This window comes from Glaciibacter superstes DSM 21135 (assembly GCF_000421145.1).
GTDB lineage: Bacteria > Actinomycetota > Actinomycetes > Actinomycetales > Microbacteriaceae > Cryobacterium > Cryobacterium superstes.
Genome location: NZ_ATWH01000009.1, coordinates 53,492 through 77,861, shown reverse-complemented (window position 1 = coordinate 77,861; position 24,370 = coordinate 53,492). Strand labels below are relative to the sequence as shown.

At 61.9% G+C, this 24,370-nt stretch carries 27 protein-coding genes and 1 pseudogene; 19 read left to right on the top strand and 9 right to left on the bottom strand.

What is annotated here, in order from left to right; genetic code table 11:
- Window positions 1-213: 213 nt before the first annotated feature.
- Together K323_RS26050 and K323_RS30040 are read left to right on the top strand one after the other, a co-directional pair.
- Window positions 214-492: a ribbon-helix-helix protein, CopG family gene (locus K323_RS26050; RefSeq protein ID WP_051147361.1), complete on the top strand. Its 279-nt coding sequence runs from the start codon at window positions 214-216 to the stop codon at window positions 490-492.
- Window positions 493-865: 373 nt separating this feature from the next.
- The gene (locus tag K323_RS30040) at window positions 866-1,261 is read left to right on the top strand and encodes a pyridoxamine 5'-phosphate oxidase family protein (protein ID WP_169515660.1); all 396 of its coding nucleotides are present in this window, start codon (window positions 866-868) and stop codon (window positions 1,259-1,261) included.
- A 117-nt stretch (window positions 1,262-1,378) separates the two neighbouring features.
- Here K323_RS30040 and K323_RS26040 read toward each other — a convergent pair whose 3' ends face one another.
- From K323_RS26040 to K323_RS30485, 4 genes and pseudogenes are all read right to left on the bottom strand, one after another.
- Window positions 1,379-1,984, bottom strand: coding sequence for an RES family NAD+ phosphorylase (locus tag K323_RS26040; RefSeq protein ID WP_022885806.1), 606 nt, complete (start codon window positions 1,982-1,984; stop codon window positions 1,379-1,381).
- Entirely contained in the window at window positions 1,984-2,505 is a 522-nt protein-coding gene (locus tag K323_RS0113460; protein ID WP_022885805.1) for a hypothetical protein, read from the bottom strand. Before K323_RS0113460 ends, K323_RS26040 begins: the two co-directional genes overlap by 1 nt.
- A gap of 67 nt (window positions 2,506-2,572) precedes the next feature.
- On the bottom strand, window positions 2,573-3,505 hold the full coding sequence (locus K323_RS30490; protein ID WP_245570984.1) for an NAD(P)/FAD-dependent oxidoreductase: 933 nt from the start codon (window positions 3,503-3,505) through the stop codon (window positions 2,573-2,575).
- Between the two features lie 439 nt (window positions 3,506-3,944).
- Window positions 3,945-4,172: pseudogene (locus tag K323_RS30485) on the bottom strand (cyclic nucleotide-binding domain-containing protein); the annotation flags it as partial.
- A 394-nt stretch (window positions 4,173-4,566) separates the two neighbouring features.
- Between K323_RS30485 and K323_RS0113450 the strand changes: the two are divergent.
- Window positions 4,567-4,956 carry a hypothetical protein gene (locus K323_RS0113450; RefSeq protein ID WP_157509439.1) on the top strand — a complete coding sequence of 130 codons (390 nt, stop codon included), beginning with the start codon at window positions 4,567-4,569 and terminating at the stop codon, window positions 4,954-4,956.
- Window positions 4,957-5,005: 49 nt separating this feature from the next.
- On the opposite strand, the gene K323_RS0113445 is transcribed toward K323_RS0113450, so the two are convergent.
- The 3 genes from K323_RS0113445 to K323_RS0113435 are packed head-to-tail and all read right to left on the bottom strand — an operon-like array spanning window position 5,006 to window position 7,035.
- Complete coding sequence (locus K323_RS0113445; RefSeq protein ID WP_022885803.1) at window positions 5,006-5,560, bottom strand: amino acid synthesis family protein; 555 nt, start codon at window positions 5,558-5,560, stop codon at window positions 5,006-5,008.
- Between the two features lie 45 nt (window positions 5,561-5,605).
- Window positions 5,606-6,640 (bottom strand): alcohol dehydrogenase catalytic domain-containing protein, encoded by a 1,035-nt coding sequence (locus tag K323_RS0113440; RefSeq protein ID WP_022885802.1) that lies wholly within the window; start codon window positions 6,638-6,640, stop codon window positions 5,606-5,608.
- Window positions 6,637-7,035: a VOC family protein gene (locus K323_RS0113435; RefSeq protein WP_022885801.1), complete on the bottom strand. Its 399-nt coding sequence runs from the start codon at window positions 7,033-7,035 to the stop codon at window positions 6,637-6,639. The genes K323_RS0113440 and K323_RS0113435 overlap by 4 nt, the downstream gene beginning before the upstream one ends.
- Before the next feature lie 223 nt (window positions 7,036-7,258).
- On the opposite strand from K323_RS0113435, the gene pldA reads away from it, so the two are divergent.
- From pldA to K323_RS0113360, 14 genes are all read left to right on the top strand, one after another.
- On the top strand, window positions 7,259-8,017 hold the full coding sequence (pldA, locus tag K323_RS0113430) for a 4-pyridoxolactonase (RefSeq protein ID WP_026851637.1): 759 nt from the start codon (window positions 7,259-7,261) through the stop codon (window positions 8,015-8,017).
- Window positions 8,018-8,064: 47 nt separating this feature from the next.
- On the top strand, window positions 8,065-8,799 hold the full coding sequence (pldH, locus tag K323_RS0113425; protein WP_022885799.1) for a pyridoxal 4-dehydrogenase, SDR-type: 735 nt from the start codon (window positions 8,065-8,067) through the stop codon (window positions 8,797-8,799).
- Between the two features lie 134 nt (window positions 8,800-8,933).
- Complete coding sequence (locus tag K323_RS0113420) at window positions 8,934-10,043, top strand: FAD-dependent oxidoreductase (protein WP_022885798.1); 1,110 nt, start codon at window positions 8,934-8,936, stop codon at window positions 10,041-10,043.
- On the top strand, window positions 10,040-10,627 hold the full coding sequence (locus K323_RS0113415; protein WP_022885797.1) for an amino acid synthesis family protein: 588 nt from the start codon (window positions 10,040-10,042) through the stop codon (window positions 10,625-10,627). The genes K323_RS0113420 and K323_RS0113415 overlap by 4 nt, the downstream gene beginning before the upstream one ends.
- Window positions 10,628-10,675: 48 nt before the next feature.
- Entirely contained in the window at window positions 10,676-11,419 is a 744-nt protein-coding gene (locus K323_RS0113410; RefSeq protein ID WP_022885796.1) for a class II aldolase/adducin family protein, read from the top strand.
- Between the two features lie 44 nt (window positions 11,420-11,463).
- Window positions 11,464-12,408 (top strand): 3-hydroxyacyl-CoA dehydrogenase NAD-binding domain-containing protein, encoded by a 945-nt coding sequence (locus K323_RS0113405; protein WP_022885795.1) that lies wholly within the window; start codon window positions 11,464-11,466, stop codon window positions 12,406-12,408.
- A gap of 16 nt (window positions 12,409-12,424) precedes the next feature.
- A complete protein-coding gene (locus K323_RS26030) occupies window positions 12,425-13,264 on the top strand; it encodes an alpha/beta fold hydrolase (protein WP_022885794.1) in 840 nt (279 codons plus the stop codon).
- Window positions 13,261-13,716: a YbhB/YbcL family Raf kinase inhibitor-like protein gene (locus K323_RS0113395; protein WP_022885793.1), complete on the top strand. Its 456-nt coding sequence runs from the start codon at window positions 13,261-13,263 to the stop codon at window positions 13,714-13,716. The genes K323_RS26030 and K323_RS0113395 overlap by 4 nt, the downstream gene beginning before the upstream one ends.
- Before the next feature lie 50 nt (window positions 13,717-13,766).
- Window positions 13,767-14,543 (top strand): IclR family transcriptional regulator domain-containing protein, encoded by a 777-nt coding sequence (locus tag K323_RS0113390; RefSeq protein ID WP_084697305.1) that lies wholly within the window; start codon window positions 13,767-13,769, stop codon window positions 14,541-14,543.
- Window positions 14,544-14,786: 243 nt separating this feature from the next.
- On the top strand, window positions 14,787-15,881 hold the full coding sequence (locus K323_RS26025) for a putative B6 ABC transporter substrate-binding protein (protein WP_084697303.1): 1,095 nt from the start codon (window positions 14,787-14,789) through the stop codon (window positions 15,879-15,881).
- A gap of 135 nt (window positions 15,882-16,016) precedes the next feature.
- Window positions 16,017-17,615, top strand: coding sequence for a putative B6 ABC transporter ATP-binding protein (locus K323_RS0113375; RefSeq protein ID WP_211219858.1), 1,599 nt, complete (start codon window positions 16,017-16,019; stop codon window positions 17,613-17,615).
- Complete coding sequence (locus K323_RS26020; RefSeq protein WP_022885788.1) at window positions 17,602-18,783, top strand: putative B6 ABC transporter permease subunit 2; 1,182 nt, start codon at window positions 17,602-17,604, stop codon at window positions 18,781-18,783. The genes K323_RS0113375 and K323_RS26020 overlap by 14 nt, the downstream gene beginning before the upstream one ends.
- 12 nt (window positions 18,784-18,795) lie before the next feature.
- Window positions 18,796-19,731: an ABC transporter permease gene (locus K323_RS0113365; RefSeq protein WP_022885787.1), complete on the top strand. Its 936-nt coding sequence runs from the start codon at window positions 18,796-18,798 to the stop codon at window positions 19,729-19,731.
- Window positions 19,732-19,832: 101 nt separating this feature from the next.
- Window positions 19,833-20,951, top strand: a complete 1,119-nt coding sequence (locus tag K323_RS0113360) for a pyridoxal-phosphate-dependent aminotransferase family protein (RefSeq protein ID WP_051147359.1) — start codon at window positions 19,833-19,835, stop codon at window positions 20,949-20,951.
- A 56-nt stretch (window positions 20,952-21,007) separates the two neighbouring features.
- Here K323_RS0113360 and K323_RS26015 read toward each other — a convergent pair whose 3' ends face one another.
- Together K323_RS26015 and K323_RS26010 are read right to left on the bottom strand one after the other, a co-directional pair.
- A complete protein-coding gene (locus tag K323_RS26015) occupies window positions 21,008-21,565 on the bottom strand; it encodes a type IV toxin-antitoxin system AbiEi family antitoxin domain-containing protein (RefSeq protein ID WP_022885785.1) in 558 nt (185 codons plus the stop codon).
- Window positions 21,566-21,653: 88 nt separating this feature from the next.
- The gene (locus tag K323_RS26010; protein WP_022885784.1) at window positions 21,654-21,968 is read right to left on the bottom strand and encodes a hypothetical protein; all 315 of its coding nucleotides are present in this window, start codon (window positions 21,966-21,968) and stop codon (window positions 21,654-21,656) included.
- A 336-nt stretch (window positions 21,969-22,304) separates the two neighbouring features.
- On the opposite strand from K323_RS26010, the gene K323_RS0113345 reads away from it, so the two are divergent.
- Window positions 22,305-23,750, top strand: a complete 1,446-nt coding sequence (locus K323_RS0113345) for a tyrosine-protein kinase domain-containing protein (RefSeq protein WP_022885783.1) — start codon at window positions 22,305-22,307, stop codon at window positions 23,748-23,750.
- Window positions 23,750-24,370 (top strand): arsenate reductase/protein-tyrosine-phosphatase family protein, encoded by a 621-nt coding sequence (locus K323_RS0113340; protein ID WP_022885782.1) that lies wholly within the window; start codon window positions 23,750-23,752, stop codon window positions 24,368-24,370. The genes K323_RS0113345 and K323_RS0113340 overlap by 1 nt, the downstream gene beginning before the upstream one ends.

Below are 24,370 nucleotides of genomic sequence, written 5' to 3'. Positions count from 1 at the left end.
TGTCGAGCGAGAGAGCATTCAACACGTCCTGCGTCACGCGCTGGTCGTGGACGAAATTGGTGAAGACCCAGCTCGATTCTTGGTTCTCGGCACTGATGACGCCGGAAGGCTCATGGAGTTGGTTGTGTTGGATCGCCCGCAAGGCCCGGCGGTGATCCATGCGATGCCGATGAGAGTAAAGTACCGGGTTCTGCTACCGAAGGGATGGTGACCATGTCGACAACACACGGACGGACGGCCGATGGCACGCCCGTTACCGACGCGATGATAGAAACGCTGGCGGATGAAGCCGAACAAGGCTACGACGTCGAGGAAATTCTGCATCGACGGCGCGGCGGTCGACCCGCGATGGGCTCAGCAGCGTCCTCAGTCGAATCCGTTCGCCTCGATCCGGAACTCAAACGCGATCTACTGTTGCGCGCCGCTGAGGAACAAATCAGCGTCTCGGAAGCGATCCGTCGTGCCATCGGGGATTACCTGCACGCCGGCTAACTGCTGCACCCGTAGCGTTCCACCCTGCAAAGCGCCGTGCAAATCCCGCACAAATTGTTCAGAGGTGACCATGGCAGCGAAGACACGCAGGATCGAAGCCCGCATTGACTCCGACAGCGAGAGTCGCATTGTTCAAGCGGCGGCGCTGGCGAACGAATCAGTCTCGACATTCGTCGTGCGTGCAACCCGTCTCGCGGCCGTGATTTCGAGCGGATCCCCGTCCGCGCCAAAGGGAGAACAGCTAGAATTTGTGGCACCCAAGACCTCGGTTCCCGATCGAGGGCCGCTCACACCCAGACGCGCGCCGACAGAAACTGAGGGCTCAGTCATGACAGTCAATCCGTACCTTCACACGCCCCAAGAACCAGCTGCTGTGGGTGACACTGAAACACTCGATGTGGCCGAATGCTGGCGGCTGCTTTCAGCCAACCGCGTTGCCCGCCTTGCCGTGTGCGATGACCTCGGCGCCGACATCTTTCCGATCAACTACCTCGTGGAGTCTGAGTCGCTGTTCTTCCGCAGCGCTCCAGGTACGAAGGTCGTCAGTCTCACCAAGCGGCCCGGAGTGGCGGTGGAGATCGACGGTACAGACGGCGGAAAAAGGTTCAGCGTGGTCATCCGTGGTGACGCGCACCGACTGAACGACGAGGCGCAGATCCTCGATTCGGGAGTGAGCGACCTCCCCACCATGACCGGTTCCGACAAGTGGAACTACTTCGAGGTCACACCTCGAACGGTCACGGGTATTCGGTTTCGCACGAGCCGATAACGGCGAGGGCGACGCGCGACCCGTCAGAGAGCGAATCCGGTCCCTGAGCGATTCGCTCTGGCAAACCCCGCGGTCCCGCCATCGGCCGCGGTCTGGGCCCAAAATGTGCACACGACGCTATTCGAGGATGTCAGCGGACTCCGCAGAGACGATGGGCCCAGCGACGGTGATGTGCGCGATCTGGCAGGCCTCATCTCCTGAGATGACGGATGTCGCGCACAGGTCGGTTTCGCCCTCTGCCCCGAAGACAGCCCATGCCGCAGCCTGGCGGGTCGTGAAACGGGAACCGTAATGGACTCCATCGAAGCCCTCCGCATCGAATGCGGCCGCCCAAGCGCGAGTGACGGTGTAGTCATCCATCGTCCCCAGCTCGCGGGTAACGCCGAACCGGGCGGCTGCAACGTGTGCGAGGTCGGCGCCGCGCACACCGTCGGCGTTGAACACGGCGACGTGGAAACTGTCGGCCATGCCGCGCGAGATGATGCGAGAGGTCACGACTGCTTCGCGGACTTTCTCCCTGACCGCAGTGTCGATGTCGGAGGCGAAATAGAGTGTCCCGCGGGGTGTGACGAGGTTGAAGCGCCCTCCCCGCCCTGAGGTGTAGAAGCCGGGACTGCGACTGACGTTGAATGCACGATAGACAGGAGTCCCGTCTGGAATGATGGCCTCCGGGAACCCGGTCAGTGGGCGATTCGGTGCCGGCAGCTGCTGGGCAGGTGCCATCAGGCGGCCCAAGCCGCCGCGGTGTGAGCCGCCTCGCTCAGCACAGCGGCGATCTGGCCGGCAACCATGCGGTCAAGCGGCGATGTCCCTGAGGCCGGGTCGCGGATTGCCAGCCACTGTGCGATCGCGTACTCGTCAGTAGTGCCCCGGCGCAGCTCGGCGACCACCTCGAGCAGCCCCTGCACGGGGCGAGCGTCGCGGAACTGGAACGCGGGGAAGAGCGAAGTTCCGTCCTGAGTGACCACGCGCACCAGAGACCCGGAGCGGACTCGCTTCTGCACAGCCTGGCGGGTCACACCGAGAAAGCGTTGAACGGCCTGCGTGGAATAGAACGGGCCGAGGACGTCGTTCCAAGGGCTGGGCTGCGGGATCACCGCGACCATCCGCTCCGCGAGCTCGTCGACGCGTCCGGCCGTCACTTGGCCGGCATCCAAAGCGTCAAGCCTCACGGAGACCGCTTCGAGGAGACGCTTGCGCGTTTGACTGTCGATCGGATGCGTGGCCGGTTGCTGGATGCTCATCTCTCAAGAGTACGCGCAACCCTGTCAACCTGCAACCCTGTCAACCTGACCCAGACCCAGCGAACCGTCAGGCCGTGCGCACGCCCAGAGACACGTGAACGGATGCGACGGCGCTCGCGCCCTCGCCCACGGCGGCCGCGACGCGCTTCATTGATCCTCGACGCACATCTCCTGCGGCGAAAACGCGGGGAATGCTCGTCTCGAACGGCAGCGGCGCCCGCCCCAGTGCCGACCACACCTCGCCGAGATCTGCGGCGGCCAGCTGCACATCCGTCTTGATGAAGCCCTCGTCATCGGTCACGATGCCGTCCAGCCACGACGACGCCGGTTCGACCCCGATGAAGCAGAACAGCCCGCGACACTCCAGAGGCTGCGTCTCGCCCGACGAGTGGTCGGTGATCGAGATCCGCTCCAGCCGCGCCTCTCCCTCCAGCCCAGACACCTCGGCCGACTGATGGATCGTCACCCGCGGATCGACGACCAACCGGTCGACGAGGTAGCTCGACATCCGTGCCCGAATGTCTGGCCCGCGTACCACCAGCGACACCTCGCTCCCGCGCGAGGCGAAGAACAGCGCCGCCTGGCCGGCTGAGTTCGCTCCGCCGACAACCGTCACCGGCGACGCGGAGATGAGCCGGGCCTCGAGTTCGGTCGCCGCGTAGTAGATTCCGATGCCGACGTAGTCGTCCCACCGCTCCAGAGGCAGCGAACGATAGTGCGCGCCGGTCGACACGACCACGGCGCGGGCGTTCAGTTCGGCACCGTCTTCGAGGGTGACCGACATCCGTTCACCGTCAATCGTGAGGGCGATCACTGCGCACGGGCTGTACATGCGGGTGCCGAATTTCTGGGCCTGCACGGTGGCCAGCGCGGTCAGCTCCGCGCCGCTGATGCCGTTCGGAAAACCCAGGTAGTTCTCGATGCGCGAGCTCGCGGCTGCCTGCCCGCCCGGCCCGATTTCGTCGAGCACCACGGTGCTGAGGCCCCTCCGACGCTCCATACACCGCCGCGGCAAGACCGGCCGGCCCGCCGCCGACCACGACGAGGTCGACGTCTTCGCTTTCGCCGACGGGCAGCGAGAGACCCAGCCGGGCGGCAACCTGGCCGGGCGTGGCATTCCGAATCACCTGGTCGCCGATCACCACGGCAGGGGAGTCGGTGGTGCTGATGTCGAGTGTGCGGGCGAGCGCGAGACCGGCGACGGACTCGTCGTGAATCCATTGGTACGGCAGCTCAAGTCGCAGAAGGTAGGACTTCAGAGCAAACCCGGCCGCAGACCAGGGCGTGCCAAAGACCTCGATGCTGCGTGCGGCCGGCCCGTTACGGATGAGGTCGCGTCGCGTTCGAAACGTGCGAAGCAGCAGATCGGAGAGTTCGGTGTCTTCGGCCATCAACTGCCGAAAACGGTCGGGGGAGATGCGATGGATGCGGCCGGGTTCGCTGGCGCGTGCCGTGAGGTAGATCGTTTGCCCGGTGAGGAGGCTGAGTTCGCCGATGAATCGCCCGGCGCCGTGACGCCCGACCCGTTCCTCCGGAGCGTCTTGCGTTGCCTCGCGCACCACCTCGATCTCGCCGGAATCGACGAGTACCAAGTCGTAGCTTCGGTCGCCGGAGCGAAAGTTGACGTCTCCCGTGGCGACGTCTTCTGCCACGCCGTAGCCGCGCATCCGTTCGAGCTGTGCATCGCTCAGTTGCGGGCTGCCGGGAACCACGCCGGTCGCGGGTGAAAGGTCTGCCGACGTCATCGTCGTGTGGTCATGGTCGTGTCGTCAGGGTCGTGTGGTCATGGTCGTATCGCTTCTCTGCGTTCTCGGGTGAAAAACCGCCAGAAGAAAAGCGTGGCACGGTCGGGCGCCGGCGTCCAGCGTTTTGGCGAGCCCCGGCCGTGACCAATGCCCGGTCACGGTCTTATGGAACGACGGACTGGAGCCGTACTGTCGCGGTCCCTGGCGGACCACGTCAAACTGCACACTCGATCGGTATGCGGTTGCGGTGGCGTTGGAGCTCACGCCCAAGCCGCTACTGTGAAACGGAGGTAGGACCGCGATGGGTGAGGCCCGAATGAAGAAGAAGATTATGTTGCGCGTATTAGCGCTGGTGACCGCCGCCGCGGTGTTCAGCTTCGCCGGTTGCGCGAGCGGGATTCCGACCGTTGGTGGCGAGGATGGCAGAATCATCGCCCAGCTCGCCGAGATTGCCCCCAAGGACTCGCAGCTCGCGGAGCCCGTCACACAGGTCGAGTGCTGGAAGCCGTCGGAGAGCATGATCGATGACGACACGTTTCGCGTACTATGCCGACTGCATTACGAGCAGAACGACACCGAACGATACCGAGACATGATCTGCCTTGGCAGCGTGACGAGCGACCCTGTCAGCGATTATTGCTACCTCTGGGCGTTCTACAGTGACATGCCCGTCTACGAGGATCAGCCCGGCTTTCGGGCGGCATAGTAAAGCCCCGGGCAACTAACTGCCCCGGGGTCTACTTGCGCTCGACGCGCTACTTTTCAGCCGAGTCGAACGTCGCGAGACGCTGCTGCGGCCGGCCCTGAGCCGCGCCCGCAAGCGCGACGACGATCTCGTCGGCGTGCGGTGCGTCTGAGATGCGTACCTCGATCGTCTGATGGTGCGAGCGCACCGTCGCGTCGGTGAAGTGCTTGAGCGGAATGTCGAAGATGATGCCGGCCGGGCCGCGCTTCTCGCCCGCGGGGAGCAACGTTGTAGCGTTTGCGGCGTTGCGGAAATGATTGCCGAACGACAAGGTGTGAATCAATGCTGATCCGTGTTCGATCTCGCCGTTCAGCCCCACAATAGCGGCCTTCCCGTAGGCCTCGAGTGGGGCACCAAGCGCTTCCATTACCCGCGGCGCGAGTAGCGCTCCGAGGTCGGAGGCGCAGCTCGCGATCCCCGGGCCGAGGTCTTCCACAAAAGACTGGCCCGCCCATGGGTTCTCAATGACCGCTGCCACAATGGCGACCCGTGCGATCGGATCTACCTGACGGCCGCCCTCAAACGCGATCTCTTCGATAGTCGTCGTCAGCTTGCGAAACTTCATTGTGATTCCCTATTTTGCGGTTGGTTGATCTGCAAAGCGCGAGGGCTACTCGAAAGTGAGGGCGACCTTCACGTACTCGCGATTGTCAAACTTGCGGTAGGCGTCTTCAGCCTCGGTGAAGGGTAGGACGTGCGTCAAGACCTCACGCGGCGCGAGCTCGCCCGACTGGATCATGCCGAGGAGCAATTCGCGGGTCTCGAACGGATTACCGATGCAGAACTTCAACGTGAGTTCCTTCTCAAACATCACACCATTGTCGAGCGGAAAGTCGTTCTCAAAGTGAGCACCGATCACTGAAATCTTGCCCTGGGGTCGTGCCAGGTGAAGGGCCTCCGTGAGCGCGGGGATGCTGCCAGAAGCCTCAATCACACAGTCGGCCCCGTCGCCGGCGCTCTCGCGAGCAACAACCTCTCGCGCCTCGGCCGGCTCTGCGGTGATGGCGCCCAGCTTTGCTGCGAGCTCACGGCGATTCGGCACACCGTCGATGGCGACGACCCGCGCGCCGCGCTGCAGAGCAACCATGATTGCCATCAGTCCGACGGGGCCCACACCCTGCACCACCACAAGCTCGCCAGCGGTCACGCCAGCCGCGTCAACCCCGGCGTATCCGGTCGGCAGAATGTCAGCGAGAAATAGCGCGTCCTCGCTCGCAACCGAGTCGGCGAGCGGCATGAGGCTGCGGGCGGCGTTGGGCACGCGTACATACTCCGCCTGGCCGCCGTCAAGCTTGGGGTACACCCCCGAGTAGCCGAACAGGGCGCGCGATTCGCATTGAGTCCAGCGACCCTTTGCGCACATCGCGCACTCGCCGCAGCTGGTCATACTCGTGTTCACGACCCGGTCGCCGACCTTCACGCCGATCACATCGGTGCCGACTTCAGTCACAACGCCAACGAACTCGTGCCCCGGGATCATGCCGAACTCGAAGCCCGGCGTGTGGCCGTGGTAGGGCAAGAGATCGGCTCCGCAGATGGCGGAAAGGCTGACGCGAACGATCGCGTCGGAGGCCGACTCGAGTTTGGGGTTCGGACGGTCCTGGATGCCGATGCTCTCTTTTGCTTCTAGAACGATTGTTTTCATGCCAGCTCCTCGATTTCGATGAGATTGTTCTCGGGATCGGCCAGAAAGAAGCGTGCGCCACCCCAGGAAGGGCGGAACGTTTCGGACCGGAAGTTGACGTCGTGCTCGGTGAGCTCGGCACGCACTGCATCACAGTCCTCCACCTCGAGCACTAGGCAGACGGGTCGCTCGGTTGTCGACGCGACCCTTCGGAAGGTGAACTCGGGCAGGTCGTCGCCCCGATGGCCATCTTCGGTGAGCGAGAGCCTCATGCCCTGCTTCTCTAGGATGATGTATGGCGGATCCTCGTATTTGGACGAAACCTCAAAGCCGAGCACCTGGGTGTAGAACGTGGCGAGGCCAAATACATCGGCGGCGGCGAGGATGACCCCGGCCCTCGTGGTCTGAGCTGGCACAATGAATCTCCTTTGACTCGCGCATTGCATGTTGATACAACTATCTCGTTATGTGAGAAAAGTTTCAAGGCCGAGTTTGCTCGGATCGTCGACCGGGCCGCCCGCGCCGTGGGCTTGCTGCGGTTGACAGGCGTTGAACTGTTCTCATAGCATGATAGAAATGTTGCGCTGCTTGAGAGAACTTAGCGCTGCTCGTGGTCGTATCTCAATGAGGAGGATGCTGATGCCCGACCCTAAGGTCACGCTGCTCGATGGCGGCAGTTTGGTAATCGATGGCTCGCAGGTGCACTGGCACCACGATCTCGGCAACGAGGTGCGTTTCCCGGTCTATAGCGTGCTGGTGCAGATCGATGGCGGCCCAAACATCCTGTTCGACACGGGCTTTGACCTCGATCACGTCAACGAGGTGCTGCCGTTCGAAAAGCCCGAGCAGACGCCCGAGCAGACCATCCCGGCGCAGCTCGCACGATGTGGGCTGACGCCCGAAGACATTGACATCGTCATCAACTCGCATTTTCACTTCGACCACGTTGGCGGCAATAAGTACCTCACCAACGCCCAGATTTTGGTGCACAAGGACGAACTGCGGCACGCCCTCGTGCCCGAGCCCTTTGAGCGCCTCGGTTACTCGGACCTCTCGTTTCACTTTGACAAGTCCAAATACAAGTTCATCTCTGGGGAGTACCAAGTCGTGCCCGGTGTCACTCTCATCGAGACGCCCGGCCACACGGTCGCCCACTACTCCATGCTCGTCGAGATGGGTGACTCGCCAGCCATGCTGTTCGCTGGCGACGCGGCCTACACGTACAAGGCTCTGGATGCCGAAGTGATCGGTGGATTCCACCTCGACCCCGCTGCCTGTGTGGACTCGCTGCGCAAGCTCAGCTACGTCGGGCGCACGCGCGGAGCAGAAATTTACCCATCGCACGAGATGGAGCCGTGGCTGAAGTGGAAAAAGGCTCCGGAGTATTACGGCGGCTAGCGCCTTTTCAAACTATTTGTGTGTATTGAAGAAGGAATAGAGGAACTATGTCGAAGCATGAAAGGCGTGTGGCGATCGTCACGGGAGCGGCACAAGGCATTGGCGCGGCCATCGCACGTCGCATCGCGAAAAACGATGTCACCGTGGTGATTGCCGATGTGAACGCTGAGAAGGGCGAAGCGGTCGCTGCCGAGCTCTCGGGCCACTTCCACCGCACCGACGTGAGTGACGCTGCAGCGGTGCAGGGTCTCGTTGACGACGTCATGGCAACGTACGGCCGCATCGACATTCTCGTCAACGACGCGGCGATCGTCCCCTTCGTTGCCTGGGAGGACCTCACCTTCGAGGAGTGGCGCCGCGTCATGGCTGTCAACGTTGATGGGCTCTTCTTGGTGACCAAGGCGGTCTCGAGGCACATGGCCGATGCTGGCTATGGTCGCATCGTCAATATCTCCTCCAACACGTTCGTTGCTGGGACGCCGAACGCGAACCACTACGTATCGGGCAAGGGCGCGAGCATCGGCTTCACTCGCTCGCTCGCGTCTGAACTCGGCAAAGATGGGATTACGGTCAACTCCGTCGCCCCTGGCCTCACCGAGAGTGAAGGCGTGAAGGCGGGCCCACACAACGAGGGTTTTGCCTACGTGGTGCCCATGCAGGCATTCAACCGCAAGGGTCAGCCAGAGGACATCGCTCCGGCCGTCGCATTCTTGACGACCGAGGAGGCGGGCTGGGTCACCGGCCAGCTGCTCGTGGTCGACGGTGGCCACACCCGCAACTAGCCCGGGGCCGCGTGCCTGAGCGCAGGCTTCCCACTGAGGGAGGCCCGCCTTGTGCTCGCCAATGTCAGAAGACTTTTATTATCAAATGAGATTTGGCTATCACGACGCGTGATGGCCGCGAAAGGATCGACCGCATGAGCAAGCGAAAAGCTGAGGTTGCGGGCGCGGGGTTCGCCGGCCTCGTCGCAGCGACGACCCTCGCGCAGAAGGGGTGGGACGTCACTCTGCACGAGAAGGACACCGAGCTTCGCCCGTTGGGCGCCGGAATCGTGCTCTGGCACAACAGTCTCCAGGTGCTCAAGGCAATTGGCGCGTATGACCGCCTGCTGCCACACACCATGGTGCCGCCGTTCTACGAGACACGCATGCACAACGTAACCCAGTCGCTCGAGGATTTCGACGGTCTGCACTGGCGCACTATGACCCGGAAAGCGCTGCACGATGCGCTCGTCGATACCGCCCGCGAGGCCGGCGTCGAGATTCGCGTTAGCTCCGAAGTGGACGCGGCGGATCCCGCCGGCAGCCTGACGCTCACGAGTGGCGAGGTGCGCCACGCCGACCTGATCGTGGGTGCGGACGGTGTGAACTCGAAGGTGCGCGACTCGATCGGATTTGAGCAGGAGCGCACGCGCTCAAAGGATGGCGTGACCCGCCTGATCGTGCCGCGCTGCAAAGAAGAGCTCGGAGGCGGAGAAGCGTGGGATAACGTCATCGACTTCTGGAACCTCGAACCCCGTGTGCTGCGCGTGCTCTACGTGCCCTGCAATGAGGACGAGCTGTATATCGCTCTGATGGCTCCGATCGAAGACAAGGAAGGATCGGCTGTGCCGATCAACTACGACGTCTGGGTCGAGAGCCACCCCTACCTCGCCCCCGTTCTGCGCGAGGCCGCGAAGATCTCGGGTCGCTACGACGGCTACCAGACCAACGTGCTGAAGGAGTGGTCGAACGGCAGTGTCGCCCTGGTCGGCGACTCTGCGCACGCCATGTGCCCCGCGTTGGCTCAGGGGGCCGGCACCGCGATGGCGAACGCCTACTCGATGGCGGTCGCCGCAAGCGAGGGCGGCGACGACATGGCGAAGGTGCTCGTCGACTGGCAGGCACGCGAACGTGAGGTCACGGATCGCTGCCAGAACAAGTCGGCTTGGTTCGCCGAGACGCGCAGCATGGCAAACGGAAACCAGTTCACGCCCGAGGTGCTCGAGGCGGCCAAGTACGATCCGACAACGGTGGTGCACGCATGAATACACAAATTGATGGCTACGAGGTCCGCGCGTGGCACTCGGCGGTAGTTGAGGTCACCGAACTCGCCGGGCAGTCGCTGGACCAGCCCCTCGTCAAGGCTGCGGTTGGGGTTGTGATTCGCAACCCCTTCGCGGGACAACCGTTTGCACAGGATCTCAGCGTGCTGACGAAGCCCAGCCGCGAGCTCGCATTCGAACTCGGCCGCCGCGCGAAGGCGCTGCTTGGCGGCAGCGAGGTCGAGGGCTATGGCAAGGGCGGCGTCGCCGGCATCAACGGCGAGCAAGAGCACGTCGTGGCCTGCGTAACGACGATCTTCGGCGACGGCTTCCGCGACGCGATCGGTGGCGGCAAAGCCTGGATCTCGTCGATGACGAAGGTCTCAGCCGCTGGAGTTGCAATCGATATTCCCCTCGCGTTCAAAGATGAGGTGTATGTGCGCGACTACTATGACGGCATCACGCTGCACGTTGACGACTCGCCCAAGCCCGATGAATTGTTGATTTGCGTTGCAGTGTCGAACGGCGGTCGCCCGCTTGCCCGTGTTGGTGGTCTGACGAAGGCCGAAGCCTTGGCGAAGCTTTAGTGCCCGCCGCGCAACGAACGACAGACCATAAGAAGGAAGGAACACAACGTGCGTGAGCCATTCAACCCCTCACCGGAGATTCGCAGCGTGCTTGACGATCTCGCCCGGGTCCACCGCATCCTCGAAATCGAGGGCCACGGCGATATGTCAATGGGGCACATGTCGTACCGCGATCCTGAAGGCCGCGGAATGTGGCTGAAGCGAGGACACCTCGCCCTCTCAGAAGTCACGGCTGACGACTACCTGCTCGTCACCCTCGACGGCGAAGTGCTGCAGGGCGAGGGATTTCGGCACCTGGAGTGGCCTCTTCACGCCGAGATATTCCTCGCGCGCCCCGACGTCAACTTCGTCGGGCACTCCCACCCTCACTACGCCACAGTGTTTGGCGCGGGAACCAACGTCCTTGCGCCGGTGAGTAACCACGGCGCCTGGTTTGCGGTCGAGGGTGTGCCCCGTTTCGATGAAACGAGCCACATCGTTACGACCGTTGATCTTGGCAAGGCCGTCGCCCAGAAGCTCGGCAAGGCGGAGGCGATCCTGCTCGCAAACCATGGCATCGCCTTCACCGGTGGCGACGTGCGCGAGCTGCTGCTCTGCGGCATCTTTCTCGAGTGGTCGTCGAAGTTTCAGATCGACCTCGAGTCGTCGGGTGCCACGTTCCCGATTCCCGACCACGACGAGTCGATCGAGAAAGCGGCACGCATCTACCCGCACCACGCGAAGGAAAACTACTGGAAGTACTTCAACCGGCTGCTGGACCGCACTGAGGGCCGCGAGCCCCAGCCGATCTAGTTTCGGATCAGTTTCAAGAGATTCCATTCAAAGGAGAAGGACACATGGCACATCTGAAGAAGGTCACCGTACTTGGCTCGGGCATTATGGGCCCAGGCATCGCCGCGGTCTTTGCGCGCTCTGGCGTCGACGTTGCGGTTTACGACGTGGTTGAGGACGCCCTCGTGCGCGCAGCGGACGGCGTGAAACTTGCCGCAACCGTGCTCGACAACCTAGAGTCGCCCCGTGGCGACCGTCAGGGTGAAATTAGTTTCACTACCGATATCGCCGAGGCGCTAGCCGGTGCCGAGTTTGTGCTCGAGGCTGTGCCCGAGCGCGAAGATCTCAAGCGTCAGGTGCTGGCTCAGGTCGAAAGCCTCGTCGGTCCCGATGTCATCATCGCGTCGAACACCTCGGGCATTCCGATCACCAAACTCGGAGCGGACCTGCAGCACCCCGAGCGTCTCGTGGGCATGCACTGGTCCAACCCGCCCCACGTGATCCCGCTCATCGAGGTTGTACCCGGTAAGCAGACGAGCGAGGCCACGAGCGATCGAGTCACCGCGGTAGCCAACTCGTTCGGCTACGAGGCGGTGCGCGAGGGCGAGGTTCCCGGGTTTGTCGAGAACCGCATCCTGTACGCCATCATGCGCGAGAGCCTGGCCTTGGTCGACGAGGGCATCATCTCGAAAGAAGACATGGACATTTGTGTGCGCTGGGGCATTGGCTTCAAGCTCGCGGTCGTCGGGCCGATGCGCCTGCTCGACATGGCTGGCCTCGACACCTACAACAACGTAGCGAGCTACCTGAATCCTGACCTCTCGAAGACCGACGGCGTGCCCGCCGTTATCTCGAGCAACGTTGAGGCACAGACCTTCGGCTTTAAGAGCGGTAAGGGCCTCTTTGAGTATGGGGAGGGCGAGGTCGCGGCCAAGCGTGCCCAGATCGTGCAGCAGCTGGTGCAGGTGCGCAAGGCGATGCCTCAGCCGCTGAGCAGCGACCAGGTGTAGCGAACGGACACGTGAGTTGATCGAGCACTGTCCCGTAGGTGGGATTGAGATTGCGTACGCCGAGCAGGGGCAAGGGGACACCACCGTCTTCTTGCTCCACGGCGTCACCGCAAACCATCGAGTCTGGGCGCCCATCGCATCGGCCCTGGCCGCGCACGTGCGTGTGATTGCCGTCGACCAGCGCGGTCATGGCCACAGCAGCAAGCCAGAGACGGGTTATACGGCCGAAGACTTTGCTGGCGATATTCGCGGGTTAGTCGAGACGTTAGGGGGTGCCGGCAAGAATATTCTGGTTGGTCACTCCCTCGGCTCTCGCAACTCGATCGCTGCAGCTGCCATGTTCCCAGGGCTCGTTGACGGGATCGTCGGGATTGACTTCACACCATTCATTGAGGTCGAGGTATTCGACAGTCTCGAGTCGAGGGTGGGCGCCGGCGCGCAGGCCTTCGAATCGGTCGACGCGATCGAGGCCTACCTCCAGGCACGATACGTGAACATGCCGCGCGACGCAGTCGAGCGTCGGGCAGACTACGGCTACCGACTTACAGACGACGGGTTTGTGCCGCTAGCCTCACCCTCGGCGATGCTGCAGATCGTGCACGGGCTGCGAAGCGATCTCACCGGGTATTACCGCGACATCGCGACGCCCGCAGTCATCGTGCGTGGGGCCGAGAGCATTCTAGTGACCGAGGCTGCGTTCGAAACATCGCGAGAGTGTCGGCCCGACCTCCAATATGAGGTCGTGGCCAACGCTGATCACTACGTGCCAGAGGAACAGCCGGAAGCCATCACCCGCATAGTCCTCGATTTTCTGCATCACACTTCCTCACCACCGAATAGAAGGAGAACCCCATGAGCCCCAACATCCAAGATCTTGCAATCTCAAGTCCCGACATCGAGTGCTGCAAGGCCATCGACCCTCGCTTCGCTGCTGACACCGGTAACGAGGCCCCTCGGCTTGCGATCACCGGCGTACCCGCTGACGCCGTCGAGCTCGCAGTGATCCTCCACGATCCCGATGCGCCGCTGCCGCAGGGATTCACCCACTGGACCGTCTATGGCATCGATCCGGGCACAACAGAGCTGGGCGGCGACGCCGAGGCTGGCAGAGTCGGCCCGAACGGGATGGGTCAGGCAGCGTACGGTGGCCCCCAGCCGCCTCAAGGGCACGGTAAGCACCACTACTATTTCTGGGTCTATGCCCTGAGCCGCAAGGTGACCGGCGAACCATCGCGCGAAGAGTTCCTGGCCTCGTATGCTGATGCTATTGTCGAGCAAAATCGCTTCGTCGGAACGTACCAGCGCTAGTGCAAACCTCACAGTGAGGTGGAGTCGTGGAGACGCGGGCCGCTCGAAGGATGGAGAACCCTATGCAAGCGAGCCGAGCAAAAGGCGTAGATAGCGCCAGGCGAGTACTGCAGATTCTGCTCAGTTTCACTGAGGCCTCACCAGAGGTCACAGTGGAACAAATTGCAGCCCGCTACGAGATCTCGATACCAAGCGCATACCGCTATATTGCGCTGCTTCGCGAGCTCTACCTCATCGAAGAGCGGCGGCGGGGGGTGTACACGCTGACCGCGCAGCTGTTTCGGCTGGCCGGTGTTGCTGAGTCTTTTCTCGACATCGGAGCGATCGGCAAGCCCGTACTCGAGAGGATCGTTGAGGAGACCCACGAGACGACCCTCATTCTGCGCCGAGTGAAGGATTCGGTGCTCTGCGTAGCATCGGTCATTCCGGACAAGCCAGCAACGATCTCGTTTAAGCCGGGACACCTGATGCCGCTGCACAAGGGGGCGGGACCAAAAGTGCTGCTCGCAGCGGCGCTGCCCGAGAAGCGGGAGAAGCATTTCCGAAAGCTCGAGCAGGTGATGCCGAAAGAAGAGGTGGATGAGCTTCGGAGCGAGCTCGCACTTGTGTCCAAGCTCAACCACGCAATCTCGGCATCCGAGGTCGACGAGGGGATCTATGCGGTCGCCGCGCCGATCGTGGTGGAAGGCCGCACCATCGCAGCACTCTCCATCGCTGGGCTCGAATTCCGCCTCGACGACGCAGCGAAGGACAAACTGCTCGAACAAGTGAAACGGGGTGCCTCAGAGATCGCGGCATTGGTGCTCGAGGAAGAACACTCCGAATAGCTTCACCCCTGACGGGACTGGACGACCCGGTTGATTTATCAGCGGGTGGCCTCGGCCGCCGTGGCCAGGATTTTCGCGAAAATCCGGGAAGGTAACACTCTCATCTCGTCGTTGGTCACTGCTTGACAGTCCTTCGAAATTCTTATAACTTCATAATTCAGCATTACAAAGTGATAATTCAGGCGAGCTTGCCCACTTGGAAATGCTCTGCAACTCAATGGTGAGTGAAATTGGAGGAACAGCATGTTCTCTGGACGTTCAACAAAAAAGCAGCTCCGCGTGGGCATAGCGCTGGCAGTTACCGCGGGGCTGTTGTTTACCGCAGGCTGCTCTGGGCGAGGTGGCGACACCGATGACGCCGGTAGCGGGGATGCCTCCGCGGGGAAGAAAGTTACCCAGTTCGCAATCGTGACCCCTGAGAAGGAGTCGGATTACGGCTGGAATCAACAGGGGATCTGGGCCGCCGAGGCAGCCGCAGACGAGCTGGGTATCACGCTCGATGACAACTCGAACGTCGGATACGACAACACCGAGACGATCCTGACCCAGGTTGCCGAGGCTGGCAACGACTTCATCATTGCCCACGCTAGCGGGTTCAATACCGCCGGCCACCGCGTCGGCATGCAGACCGGGGTTCCCACTCTTGTCGTCGACTTCGACAAGAACGAGCCTGGCAAGGTCGGCACTGTGATCACGCAGGCTCAGGAGGGCGCTTACCTTGCAGGCGTTGCCGCCGCGATGAAGACCGAAACACAGACCGTCGGCATTGTCGCATCGGCCGAGGACCTCAACTGGTTCCTCATGGCTGGTGGCTTCGCACAGGGTGTCTACAGCGTTGATCCGTCGATCAACGTTGTGGTGGCCTACGTTGGCCCCGCTGGATATGGCGACTCGGCTGGCGGCAGCACGGTGACCACCCAGGTCATCGCTGCGGGCGCTGACGTCATCTTCGGCATGGGCGATGGCGCGACCATCGGCTACCTCCAGGCCATTGAAACGGCTGATGCCGGGCACCCGATCCACTACATTGCCACCATCGGTGATGTGACGTCGATCGTCGACAACCCCGACATTGTGCTGACCTCGGTGCTCTGGAACTTCAAGAATGCCTATGTCGAAGCGATCAAGGACATCGAAGCAGGCAAATTCGGCACCAAGACGTATGAGCTGACCGTTGAGAACGGTGGTCTCAGCCTGCAGGACACGCCGTCGCTCTCGGGTGACATTGCGAGTGCTGTTGAAGATGCCAAGGCCGGGATCATCGATGGCAGCGTGAAAGTAGAGCGCGCCACCGACACCGCCGGTGTGCAGGCGATGATCGACGCCAAGGGCAAGTAACCGCGCTGTTGGGGTGCCCAGGCCGCCTGGCCTGGGCGCCCCCTCCGAACGCATGATCCGCTCGACACACGAAGGGACAGCTTTCCCGTGAACCCCCAGTCAGCAGTCCCGGAATCGGACATCGCCGAGTCTCCGGTGATTATCCGACTCACGGACATCACCAAATCGTTCCCGGGCATAGTTGCGAACGACTCAATTTCTCTTGACATCAAACGTGGCGAAGTGCACTGTTTGCTCGGGGAGAACGGGGCAGGCAAGTCCACGCTGATTAGCGTTCTTGCCGGACTGCAACAGCCGGACTCTGGCACGATCGAAGTGAACGGGCGCCCGACCGTCATTGGCTCGCCAAACGTCTCGATGTCCCAGGGAATCGGTGTTGTCTACCAACACTCCGCGCTCATACCGTCGCTGACGGTGCTCGAAAACCTCATGCTCAGCGACTCCGACAACTTCTGGCTCGACAAGGCTGGCGCAACCGCCCGCTTGCACGAGCTCGGCGAACTGCTCGGCGCCGAGATTGACCCCGACATGCAGGCGGGTGACCTTGGACTTGGTCAGCAGCAGCAGGTTGAAATTGCTAAGGCCATGTGGAAGGGATCAGAGGTACTCATTCTTGACGAGCCCACCTCGATGCTGACCCCCCAGGCCATCGACAACCTCGTCGCTAGTGTGAACCGCTTAAAAGCCGAGGGGCTCGCCGTCATCTTCATTTCCCACAAACTGCACGAAGCATATGCCATCGGCGATACTGTGACGGTGCTCCGCGGCGGCAAGGTTTCCGGGCGGATTGATCCTGCCGAGATGCACGCTATGAGCGAGGAAGAGTCGAAAGCCCGGATCTTGGAAGCGATGTTCGGGACAAACCCCGAGGCCATCTCTTCAGACGAGGCAGAAGCGGCGGGGCTCGTCGTCGAGGAACAGCGGCGCCAAATACCTGCGGACGCCCCGGTAGTCGTTCAATTGAGCGACCTCAACACGACATCGCGCTCGGGGGAAATCCCGATAACCGACGTGAACCTCAAGATTCACGCCGGCGAGATCGTCGGAATTGCGGGAATCGATGGTCACGGCCAGCAGCATCTTGCCGAAGCAATTGCCGGGCAGCTGTCACCCACCTCGGGCGCCGTCACCCTCGACTCGAAGAACATTACAAAGCTCAAGGTGAAAGCCAGGCAGCACCTCGGTGTGCGGTACGTCACCGATGACCGCCTACACGAGGGTATCGTCGGCACCTTCAGCGTGGCACTCAACCTGGTGCTCAAGAAGGTCGGAGAAAGCCCCTTCTGGAAATTTGGTCGCATGGATAAGGCGGCCGTGCTTGGCGAAGCCCACCAGCAGATTGCCGACTACGAGATTCGAACTCCCTCGGAACAGACGCGGGCCGGCACCCTCTCTGGCGGCAACATTCAAAAGATCTTGCTGGCGCGCGAACTCTCGCACGACCCACGGGCAGTGATCTTCCACAAGCCCACTTACGGCCTTGACCTAAAGACCGTGTACCGAGTTCGCGAGACTGTACGTGACTTTGCTCGGAGTGGTGGAGCAGCGCTGTTGATCTCTACCGACCTAGACGAGCTTGCCGAGCTCTCCGATCGGATCGTTGTGATCTCGAACGGGCGACTGATCGGCGAGATTCCTAACGACGGCAATCGGGTGACCGAGCGCGTCGGCGAGCTCATGGTTGGTTCGAAGACGGATCTGGCAAGAACCGGAGTTGCACATGAGCACGAGTAATGAGTCGCTTACTGAGAGTTCTGGGACCAAGCACCCGCAGCTGCCCGGCGAGCCAGGCCCCGAAACCCTCCTCATCGAAACGACACGGAAACCCGAGAAGAGCCGGCTGAGCCTTGCGCTTCAGGTACTCATCCGAACGATTACCCCGGTGGCGCTTGCCATCGTGGTCGCGGGAATCATCATCTGGACCATGGGAATCGACCCACTGAAGTTCTACGGTGACGTCATTGCCCTGGGGCTCGGAGGCACCGGGTGGCAGAAGACGCTGACGATGATGGCGCCGCTCTTGATCATCTCTCTCGGCCTCATCATTTCGTTCCGTGCCCAGCTCTGGAACCTGGGCTACAACGGCACCTACCTCCTCGCTGCCGCGGTTGTCGCAGGAACGGCCCCCGATGTCATGCAGTCCCTCCCTTTTGGCGTCGGCATCCTCGTTCTCTTCGTGCTGGCCTTCGCTATTGGGGCAGGGCTTGGCTACCTGCCCGGGCTGCTCAAGGCAAAGTACGGTACCAACGAAATCATCACCAGCCTGATGATCTCGTTCATTGCGATCAGCGCCGCGAATATCTTGGTGAAGGGCCCGTTCCAGGATCACGCCGTTACGGTTCCCCAGACACGGGTGCTCGACCTCGACCTGATGCTGCCTTATATCCCCGGCACACGCATTCACATCGGCTTCATCATCGCCGTCGTCGTCGTCGTCCTATTCCATTACATCCTGACGAAGTCGTCGTTTGGTCTGAAGATCGATATTCTCGGTGCCAGCCCCAAGGCCGCCACCCACGCCGGCATCGACGCAAAGAAGATGATCATCATCGTCTTCTTGCTCTCATCGGGCATGATTGCGCTCGCGGGCGCGATCGACATGCTCGGACTCTGGGGCTACATGCGAACCAACTGGAACCCGATGTACGGCGACAAGATCCTGCCGTTCGTGTTCTTGGCTCGGCTCAATCCCATCGGCTCTATTCCCCTCGTCGGCTTCTACGCAGTGCTTGCCACCGGTGGCACCATCGCTGCCCAGCAGGTCGGCCTCTCAGTGGACTTCCTTTTGATCATCGTCGCGTTGATCTTGTTCTTCATGACGATCATCGAGTTCATGGGAAACCGTAAGGACCTTGGCAAGAGCTATCTACCAGCCGGTCTGTTCACGAGAGCGAAGAAGTAAGGACGACGGCTCATGATTCCATTCTTCTCTGACGCCTTTCTCACTGCGTTTGTCGTTGCAGCCCTTGCCAGCGCGATCCCCGTCATGCTTGCGGCCATCGGTGAAACTGTGGGCGAGCAGTCGGGGGTCCTCAACCTTGGCATCGAAGGTCTGTTGCTGATTGGTGGCTACTTCGGCTTCGTCGCGACCATCGTCACCGGCAGCTTCTGGCTGGGCTTCCTCATTGGTGCGCTCGCCAGTATCATCCTGTCGTCGATCTTGATGGCGCTCTCGGTACTGCTCGGACTCAATCAGATCGTGGTGGGTATCGGCATCACACTTGCTGGAACCGGAGTGAGCAGTGTGCTCTACGACTTTAGCTACGGCAGCTCGAAGCCGCGCCTTGGTCTCGACGCACCATGGACGATTCCGTTCCTCTCGGATATCCCCGTGATCGGGCCGAGCCTCTTCGCGCAGCCAGGCATGTTCTACGTTTCGATGCTGCTTGCTCTGGTGACGTCGATCTGGCTCTACCGCACCACGAGCGGCCTGCGGTTGCGCTCAGCCGGGCAGAAGCCATCGTCGCTCGACGCGGCCGGCGGTAACGTTGCCGTCACGCGTTCGCTCGCCGTGCTCTTCGGCGGCGCAATGTCGGGTCTTGGTGGCGCGTACCTCGCGCTGATCTCAGCTGGTACCTTCACGCCGGGGATGACCCATGGCATGGGCTTCCTCGCGATCGTCATCGCTATGCTGGCTCGCGGGCGGCTGCTGTGGGTGCTGCTGATTTCGCTGATTTATGGCCTCTTCGTTGCCATGGGCACAGTGCTTCAGCTCACCTCGCTCAATATTCCGAACGACGTCGTCACCATAATGCCGTTCATCGCGGTGATGATCGTGCTCACGTTCTTCGCCAGGAGATCTGCGCTGCCTGCGGCGCTCGCTATCCCGTACGTTCGCGGCGCACGCTAGCTATCCCGTACGGCCGCAGCGCACGCGCTTCCCGTGTAATCAGCTGAAAGGAACCACCGTTGAAGAATCCTGAAGTGTTCACCCTATCCGCAGGGCCAACAATGGCCACACATCGCACGCTTGCAGCGCTCGGCCAGCCGATTCTGTACCACTACGATCCACTGTTTCTCGAAACCTTCCGTCGCACGCAAGAAAAAGCTGCGCGGGTTTTCAAGACAAAGAATGACATTGTTCTGATGCAGGGTGAAGCAATCGTTGCGCTCGAGGGCGCGGCCCGCTCGATGACGACGCCGGGCATGAAGGTTCTGAACCTCGTGCAGGGCGTGTTCGGCAAGGGCATGGGGTACTGGCTGACGAGCTTCGGCGCGGAGGTGTTTGAACTCGAGGTCGCATACAACGAGGCAGTCGACCCGGCCGCAGTAGAGGACATACTCTCAAAGAACCCCGGCATCGAACTTGTCGCACTCGTGCACTCTGAGACGCCATCTGGCACGATCACCGATTGCAAGGCCATCGGCCCCATTGCGAAGAAGTATGGTGCGCTCACGCTGATTGACGCAGTTTCATCGATTGGTGGGCTCGAGTTCGAGACGGACGAATGGCAGCTCGACGTAGTCGTAACCGGCGCGCAGAAGTGCCTTGGAGGCCCGCCTGGAATCGGCATGGTGTCGGTGAGCCCTGCGGCGTGGGAGCGCATGGAGAGCAACCCGGCTTCGCCCCGCGCATCGTACGTCTCCCTACTCGACTGGCGGGAGAAGTGGCTGAAGGGTGGCGTGTTCCCCTATACGCCGTCAGTCTCCGACGTGCACGGTCTCGAGTCGGTGCTGGATCAGGTGCTCGAAGAGGGCCTCGACAATGCGATTGATCGGCACACGCTTGCCGCCGAGGCGACTCGTGCCGGCGTGAAGGCGATGGGGCTTGAGCTGTGGGCCGCGAACTCGGAGATTGCCGCAAACTGCGTCACGTCAGTACGCCTGCCGGACAACCTCGATCACGTTGAGGTACGCGCCCACGTGCGGGAGAAGTACGGAGTCATGTTGTCGAGCGGGCAGGGTGCAGGTAACCTCATGCGTCTCGCCCACATGGGTCCGACCTCGAGCGGAATGTACCCTATTGTGGGGCTCGCGGCGCTGGGCCGAGGCCTTAAGGACCTCGGAATGGAAGTGTCGGTCGGCGCCGGTATCGATGCCGCGATGGAGGTCCTCGCGGCAGCCGAGTAGGCGTATTCCAATGAGCAGAACGGGGGGAATTTCAGTGAGCGCCGTCAGCGAACGGATCAGCTGACAAAACGCTCATCCAGCCTTGTGGCGAGCGCACGCTCATCAGCGGGTGTGATTCGTCCTCGAGAACGCGCTGTGCCAATCGCCTCCCGCAGAAGATGCACCGGAACCCCGGTGTCGATTCCTTGTCGGATCGCAGTGAACTCGTTGACGCAACGAATGCCCTCCCACCATGCAAGGTCCTTTACGTCGAGGTTTTCGTGGTGGACGACAACCTCCGGGCGTCCGGCTCGCCGGATCCGTGCTTGCTTAGGTACGGTGATGTGCACATCATCCGGATTGATGTCGCAGAGGCCGAGAAGATCGAGCGCTGTGTCATGAGAAAGTACCGTGTTGCGATTGCCTGTCCAAAGGACTGCTAACCGGTAGTGGTCGCCGCGACCGACAGGCAGGCTATCGAATCGATATACGCCGTGTGCCGCTCGACGCAATTTCCCTCGGTGGGCAAGCTTCGCAAGTTCCACAACAGGAACGCCGGCGTCGCGCGCGTCAAGCGTGGTGACGTAACCGTCTTGCTCGACGGCGGTTTCCCACAACACATTTTGAATCGTCATTAACTTCTCCAAGGTCAAAACTATACCAAAAATGGTATAGTTTTGCCATACCCAACCAGCGGAATTCGCTGGTTCACGGGTGCGCGACCTACGATTCTCCGCCGGGGAGCGGGCCGTGGGCAAGCGAGTGGGCCTCTGCGGCGAGTTCTGACCAGTCCTCGCTGGCCGTCACCCTCACCCAGTGGTCGACGTTGTTCGGGTCGGCCGGGCCCAGCTCGGCAACGCCGCGCGATGCAAGGTCGGATGCTCGTTCGACGGGAAGCCGAACAACGAGCGATCCTCCTTCCAGGTAGGCGAATTTCTGCCCGTGTACCAGCAGCGAGAATCCGTCAAGCGTGACGTCGCGGTCGGGGTCATTGAAGAGGTCCCTGGCGACATCGTCGAATTTACTGGCGTCAGACATGGCATACCTTTCGTTGTGCGCTGGCAGCGGGCGGTCTACGTCCACACTACGCACGGTTGTCGTGCGCGCTTCTGCAGGTGGGGGTCGTCGAGACGCGGCCTCGCAAGCTCGGTCGCTCCTCAATCAGCGGAGTGGGGCTCGCCGGCGCGTCGCCCCGCCCCCACAAGCGGTGCCAAACCCTATGAAAACCCCATGTATTTACTGGGGGCACTCGAACTTCGTGTTACACCCAAATGCCCGCATGCAAGGTTGAGCATGAGTCGTATGTCAAAATAGACAGGTGGGGCCTGCCGATTCGGGTTGTACAGGTGTGCCCACAGACGAAAGGCAATACGCGTGGAGCTGAGAGACTACGTCAGGATCTTCCACAAGAGTTGGATCCTGATCGTGGCCTGCACCCTTTTGGGTATCGCAGGTGCGGCAGCATTCTCCATCGCATCGACCCCGAAATACGTGGCCAGCACCCAGCTCTACGTCTCGGTGAAAGCCGCAGCAGACACCGGCAGCGGCGAACTCGTTCAGGGCAGCAGCTTCGCACGCCAGGCCGTGACCTCCTACGTCGACGTCGTCAACAGCGCGATCGTTCTCGACGACGTCATCGCCGAACTGAACCTCGACCTCACCTCGCCGCAGCTCGCGCAGATGGTCTCGTCATCCTCTCCCCTTAATACCGTCCTCATCGACGTCACCGTCACCAACAGCGACCCAGAGCTCGCCGCGAAGATCGCGAACTCCGTCGGCCAGAACTTCAGCCGCATCGTCGTCGACGAACTCGAGAAGCCAGAGGGCGAAGCCGCCAGCCCGGTGAAGATCGAGACGATCCAGCCCGCTCTGGTGCCATCAAAGCCGTCGAGCCCGAACGTTCCGCTCAACATCGCCCTCGGCCTCCTGGTCGGCCTCGCCATCGGCATCGGTGTCGCTGTGCTGCGCAGCGTGCTCGACACCCGCGTCCACAGCCTCCACGACATCGAAACCGTCACTGACGTGCCCATGCTCGGTGGCATCACGTTCGACCCAGAAGCGGTCAAGCGCCCGCTCATCGTGCACGTCGACCCGAAGAACCCGCGCGCAGAGTCGTTCCGCAGCCTGCGCACCAACCTGCAGTTCATCAACGTCGAAGACGGCCCTCGCAGCTTCGTCGTCACCAGTTCCATCCCAGGTGAGGGCAAGAGCACCACCACCGCGAACCTGGCGATCGCCCTGGCCGAGACCGGCGCCCGCGTCGCACTCATCGATGGCGACCTCCGCCTCCCGCGCGTCGCCGAATACATGGGCATCGAGGGTGGCGTCGGCCTCACCGACGTGCTCATCGGCCGGGCAGAACTCACCGACGTGCTGCAGAAGTGGGGCCGCGGCAAACTGTTCGTTCTCCCCAGCGGCCGCGTGCCGCCGAACCCGAGCGAACTGCTCGGCTCTGCTTCGATGGCCCGCCTGCTGGCCACCCTCACCGAACAGTTCGACATCGTTCTGATCGACGCTCCACCACTTCTGCTGGTGACGGATGCCGCCGTGCTCAGCAAGCTCACCGGCGGAGTCCTCCTCGCCGTGGCATCCGGTCGCGTTAAGCGCAATGAGCTCACGGCCGCCGTTCGCGCCCTGGAACACGTGGGCAGCAAGCTGATGGGCGTCATCGTCACCATGTTGCCCACCAAGGGCCCAGACAGCTACAGCTACGGCCAGTACAGCTATGGCACCATCCACGGCGACCAGTTCGAGGCAGAGACCGAAGAGACCACAGACCGCCGCGCGGTGCGCGGTGCGCGGCGAAGGTCTGCCAGCTGATGGCGTCGTTCTCCATCCTCACGGTTTGCTCCGGCAACGTCTGCAGATCGCCGTTCGCCGAGCAGCTCCTGCGCAACGGGCTGAAGCCGTGGCCAGAGGTCACGGTGTCGAGCGCCGGCACCGTGGGTCTCACCGGTCAGCCGATGCCAGAGCAGGCCGCCGCTCTCTCCCGCCGATACGGCGGCGACCCGTCAGAGCACATCGCCCGCGAACTCAGTGCACAGCACATCGCTGACGCCGACCTGGTGTTCGCCATGTCGCGCGAACATCGTCGGGCGATCGTCGAACTGGTGCCCCGCGCCATCCGTTACACCTTCACGATTCGTGAGTTCGCCCGTCTGGTGAGCGACGTCACCGACGTCGATCTCGATGAACTCGTCGAGCTGCACCCAGTTGATATGCACACAGACGAGACCACCGCGCGTTTTCACGCGCTGGTCGAACTCGCCGCCTCCCAGCGCGGTGCAGTGGCGCCCCCTGAATCTCCCGTTGACGATGATGTCGTCGACCCGTACCGCCAGAGTGACGACGTCTACGACGAGTCCGCTCGGCAACTGGTGCCCGCTGTCGACACGATCGTGTCGCTCTTTCAGCGGACGGCGACGGTCAGGGCACGGTAA

Excerpts from the sequence above, each read along its gene's own strand:
- K323_RS26050 (WP_051147361.1), top strand. The coding sequence starts at position 214 with ATGTCGACAACACACGGACGGACGGCCGATGGCACGCCCGTTACCGAC.
- K323_RS26040 (WP_022885806.1), bottom strand. The coding sequence starts at position 1,984 with ATGGCACCTGCCCAGCAGCTGCCGGCACCGAATCGCCCACTGACCGGG.
- K323_RS0113460 (WP_022885805.1), bottom strand. The coding sequence starts at position 2,505 with ATGAGCATCCAGCAACCGGCCACGCATCCGATCGACAGTCAAACGCGC.
- K323_RS30490 (WP_245570984.1), bottom strand. The coding sequence starts at position 3,505 with ATGGAGCGTCGGAGGGGCCTCAGCACCGTGGTGCTCGACGAAATCGGG.
- K323_RS0113450 (WP_157509439.1), top strand. The coding sequence starts at position 4,567 with ATGAAGAAGAAGATTATGTTGCGCGTATTAGCGCTGGTGACCGCCGCC.
- K323_RS0113445 (WP_022885803.1), bottom strand. The coding sequence starts at position 5,560 with ATGAAGTTTCGCAAGCTGACGACGACTATCGAAGAGATCGCGTTTGAG.
- K323_RS0113440 (WP_022885802.1), bottom strand. The coding sequence starts at position 6,640 with ATGAAAACAATCGTTCTAGAAGCAAAAGAGAGCATCGGCATCCAGGAC.
- pldA (WP_026851637.1), top strand. The coding sequence starts at position 7,259 with ATGCCCGACCCTAAGGTCACGCTGCTCGATGGCGGCAGTTTGGTAATC.
- pldH (WP_022885799.1), top strand. The coding sequence starts at position 8,065 with ATGTCGAAGCATGAAAGGCGTGTGGCGATCGTCACGGGAGCGGCACAA.
- K323_RS0113420 (WP_022885798.1), top strand. The coding sequence starts at position 8,934 with ATGAGCAAGCGAAAAGCTGAGGTTGCGGGCGCGGGGTTCGCCGGCCTC.
- K323_RS0113415 (WP_022885797.1), top strand. The coding sequence starts at position 10,040 with ATGAATACACAAATTGATGGCTACGAGGTCCGCGCGTGGCACTCGGCG.
- K323_RS0113405 (WP_022885795.1), top strand. The coding sequence starts at position 11,464 with ATGGCACATCTGAAGAAGGTCACCGTACTTGGCTCGGGCATTATGGGC.
- K323_RS0113395 (WP_022885793.1), top strand. The coding sequence starts at position 13,261 with ATGAGCCCCAACATCCAAGATCTTGCAATCTCAAGTCCCGACATCGAG.
- K323_RS0113390 (WP_084697305.1), top strand. The coding sequence starts at position 13,767 with ATGGAGAACCCTATGCAAGCGAGCCGAGCAAAAGGCGTAGATAGCGCC.
- K323_RS26025 (WP_084697303.1), top strand. The coding sequence starts at position 14,787 with ATGTTCTCTGGACGTTCAACAAAAAAGCAGCTCCGCGTGGGCATAGCG.
- K323_RS26020 (WP_022885788.1), top strand. The coding sequence starts at position 17,602 with ATGAGCACGAGTAATGAGTCGCTTACTGAGAGTTCTGGGACCAAGCAC.
- K323_RS0113365 (WP_022885787.1), top strand. The coding sequence starts at position 18,796 with ATGATTCCATTCTTCTCTGACGCCTTTCTCACTGCGTTTGTCGTTGCA.
- K323_RS0113360 (WP_051147359.1), top strand. The coding sequence starts at position 19,833 with ATGGCCACACATCGCACGCTTGCAGCGCTCGGCCAGCCGATTCTGTAC.
- K323_RS26015 (WP_022885785.1), bottom strand. The coding sequence starts at position 21,565 with ATGACGATTCAAAATGTGTTGTGGGAAACCGCCGTCGAGCAAGACGGT.
- K323_RS26010 (WP_022885784.1), bottom strand. The coding sequence starts at position 21,968 with ATGTCTGACGCCAGTAAATTCGACGATGTCGCCAGGGACCTCTTCAAT.
- K323_RS0113340 (WP_022885782.1), top strand. The coding sequence starts at position 23,750 with ATGGCGTCGTTCTCCATCCTCACGGTTTGCTCCGGCAACGTCTGCAGA.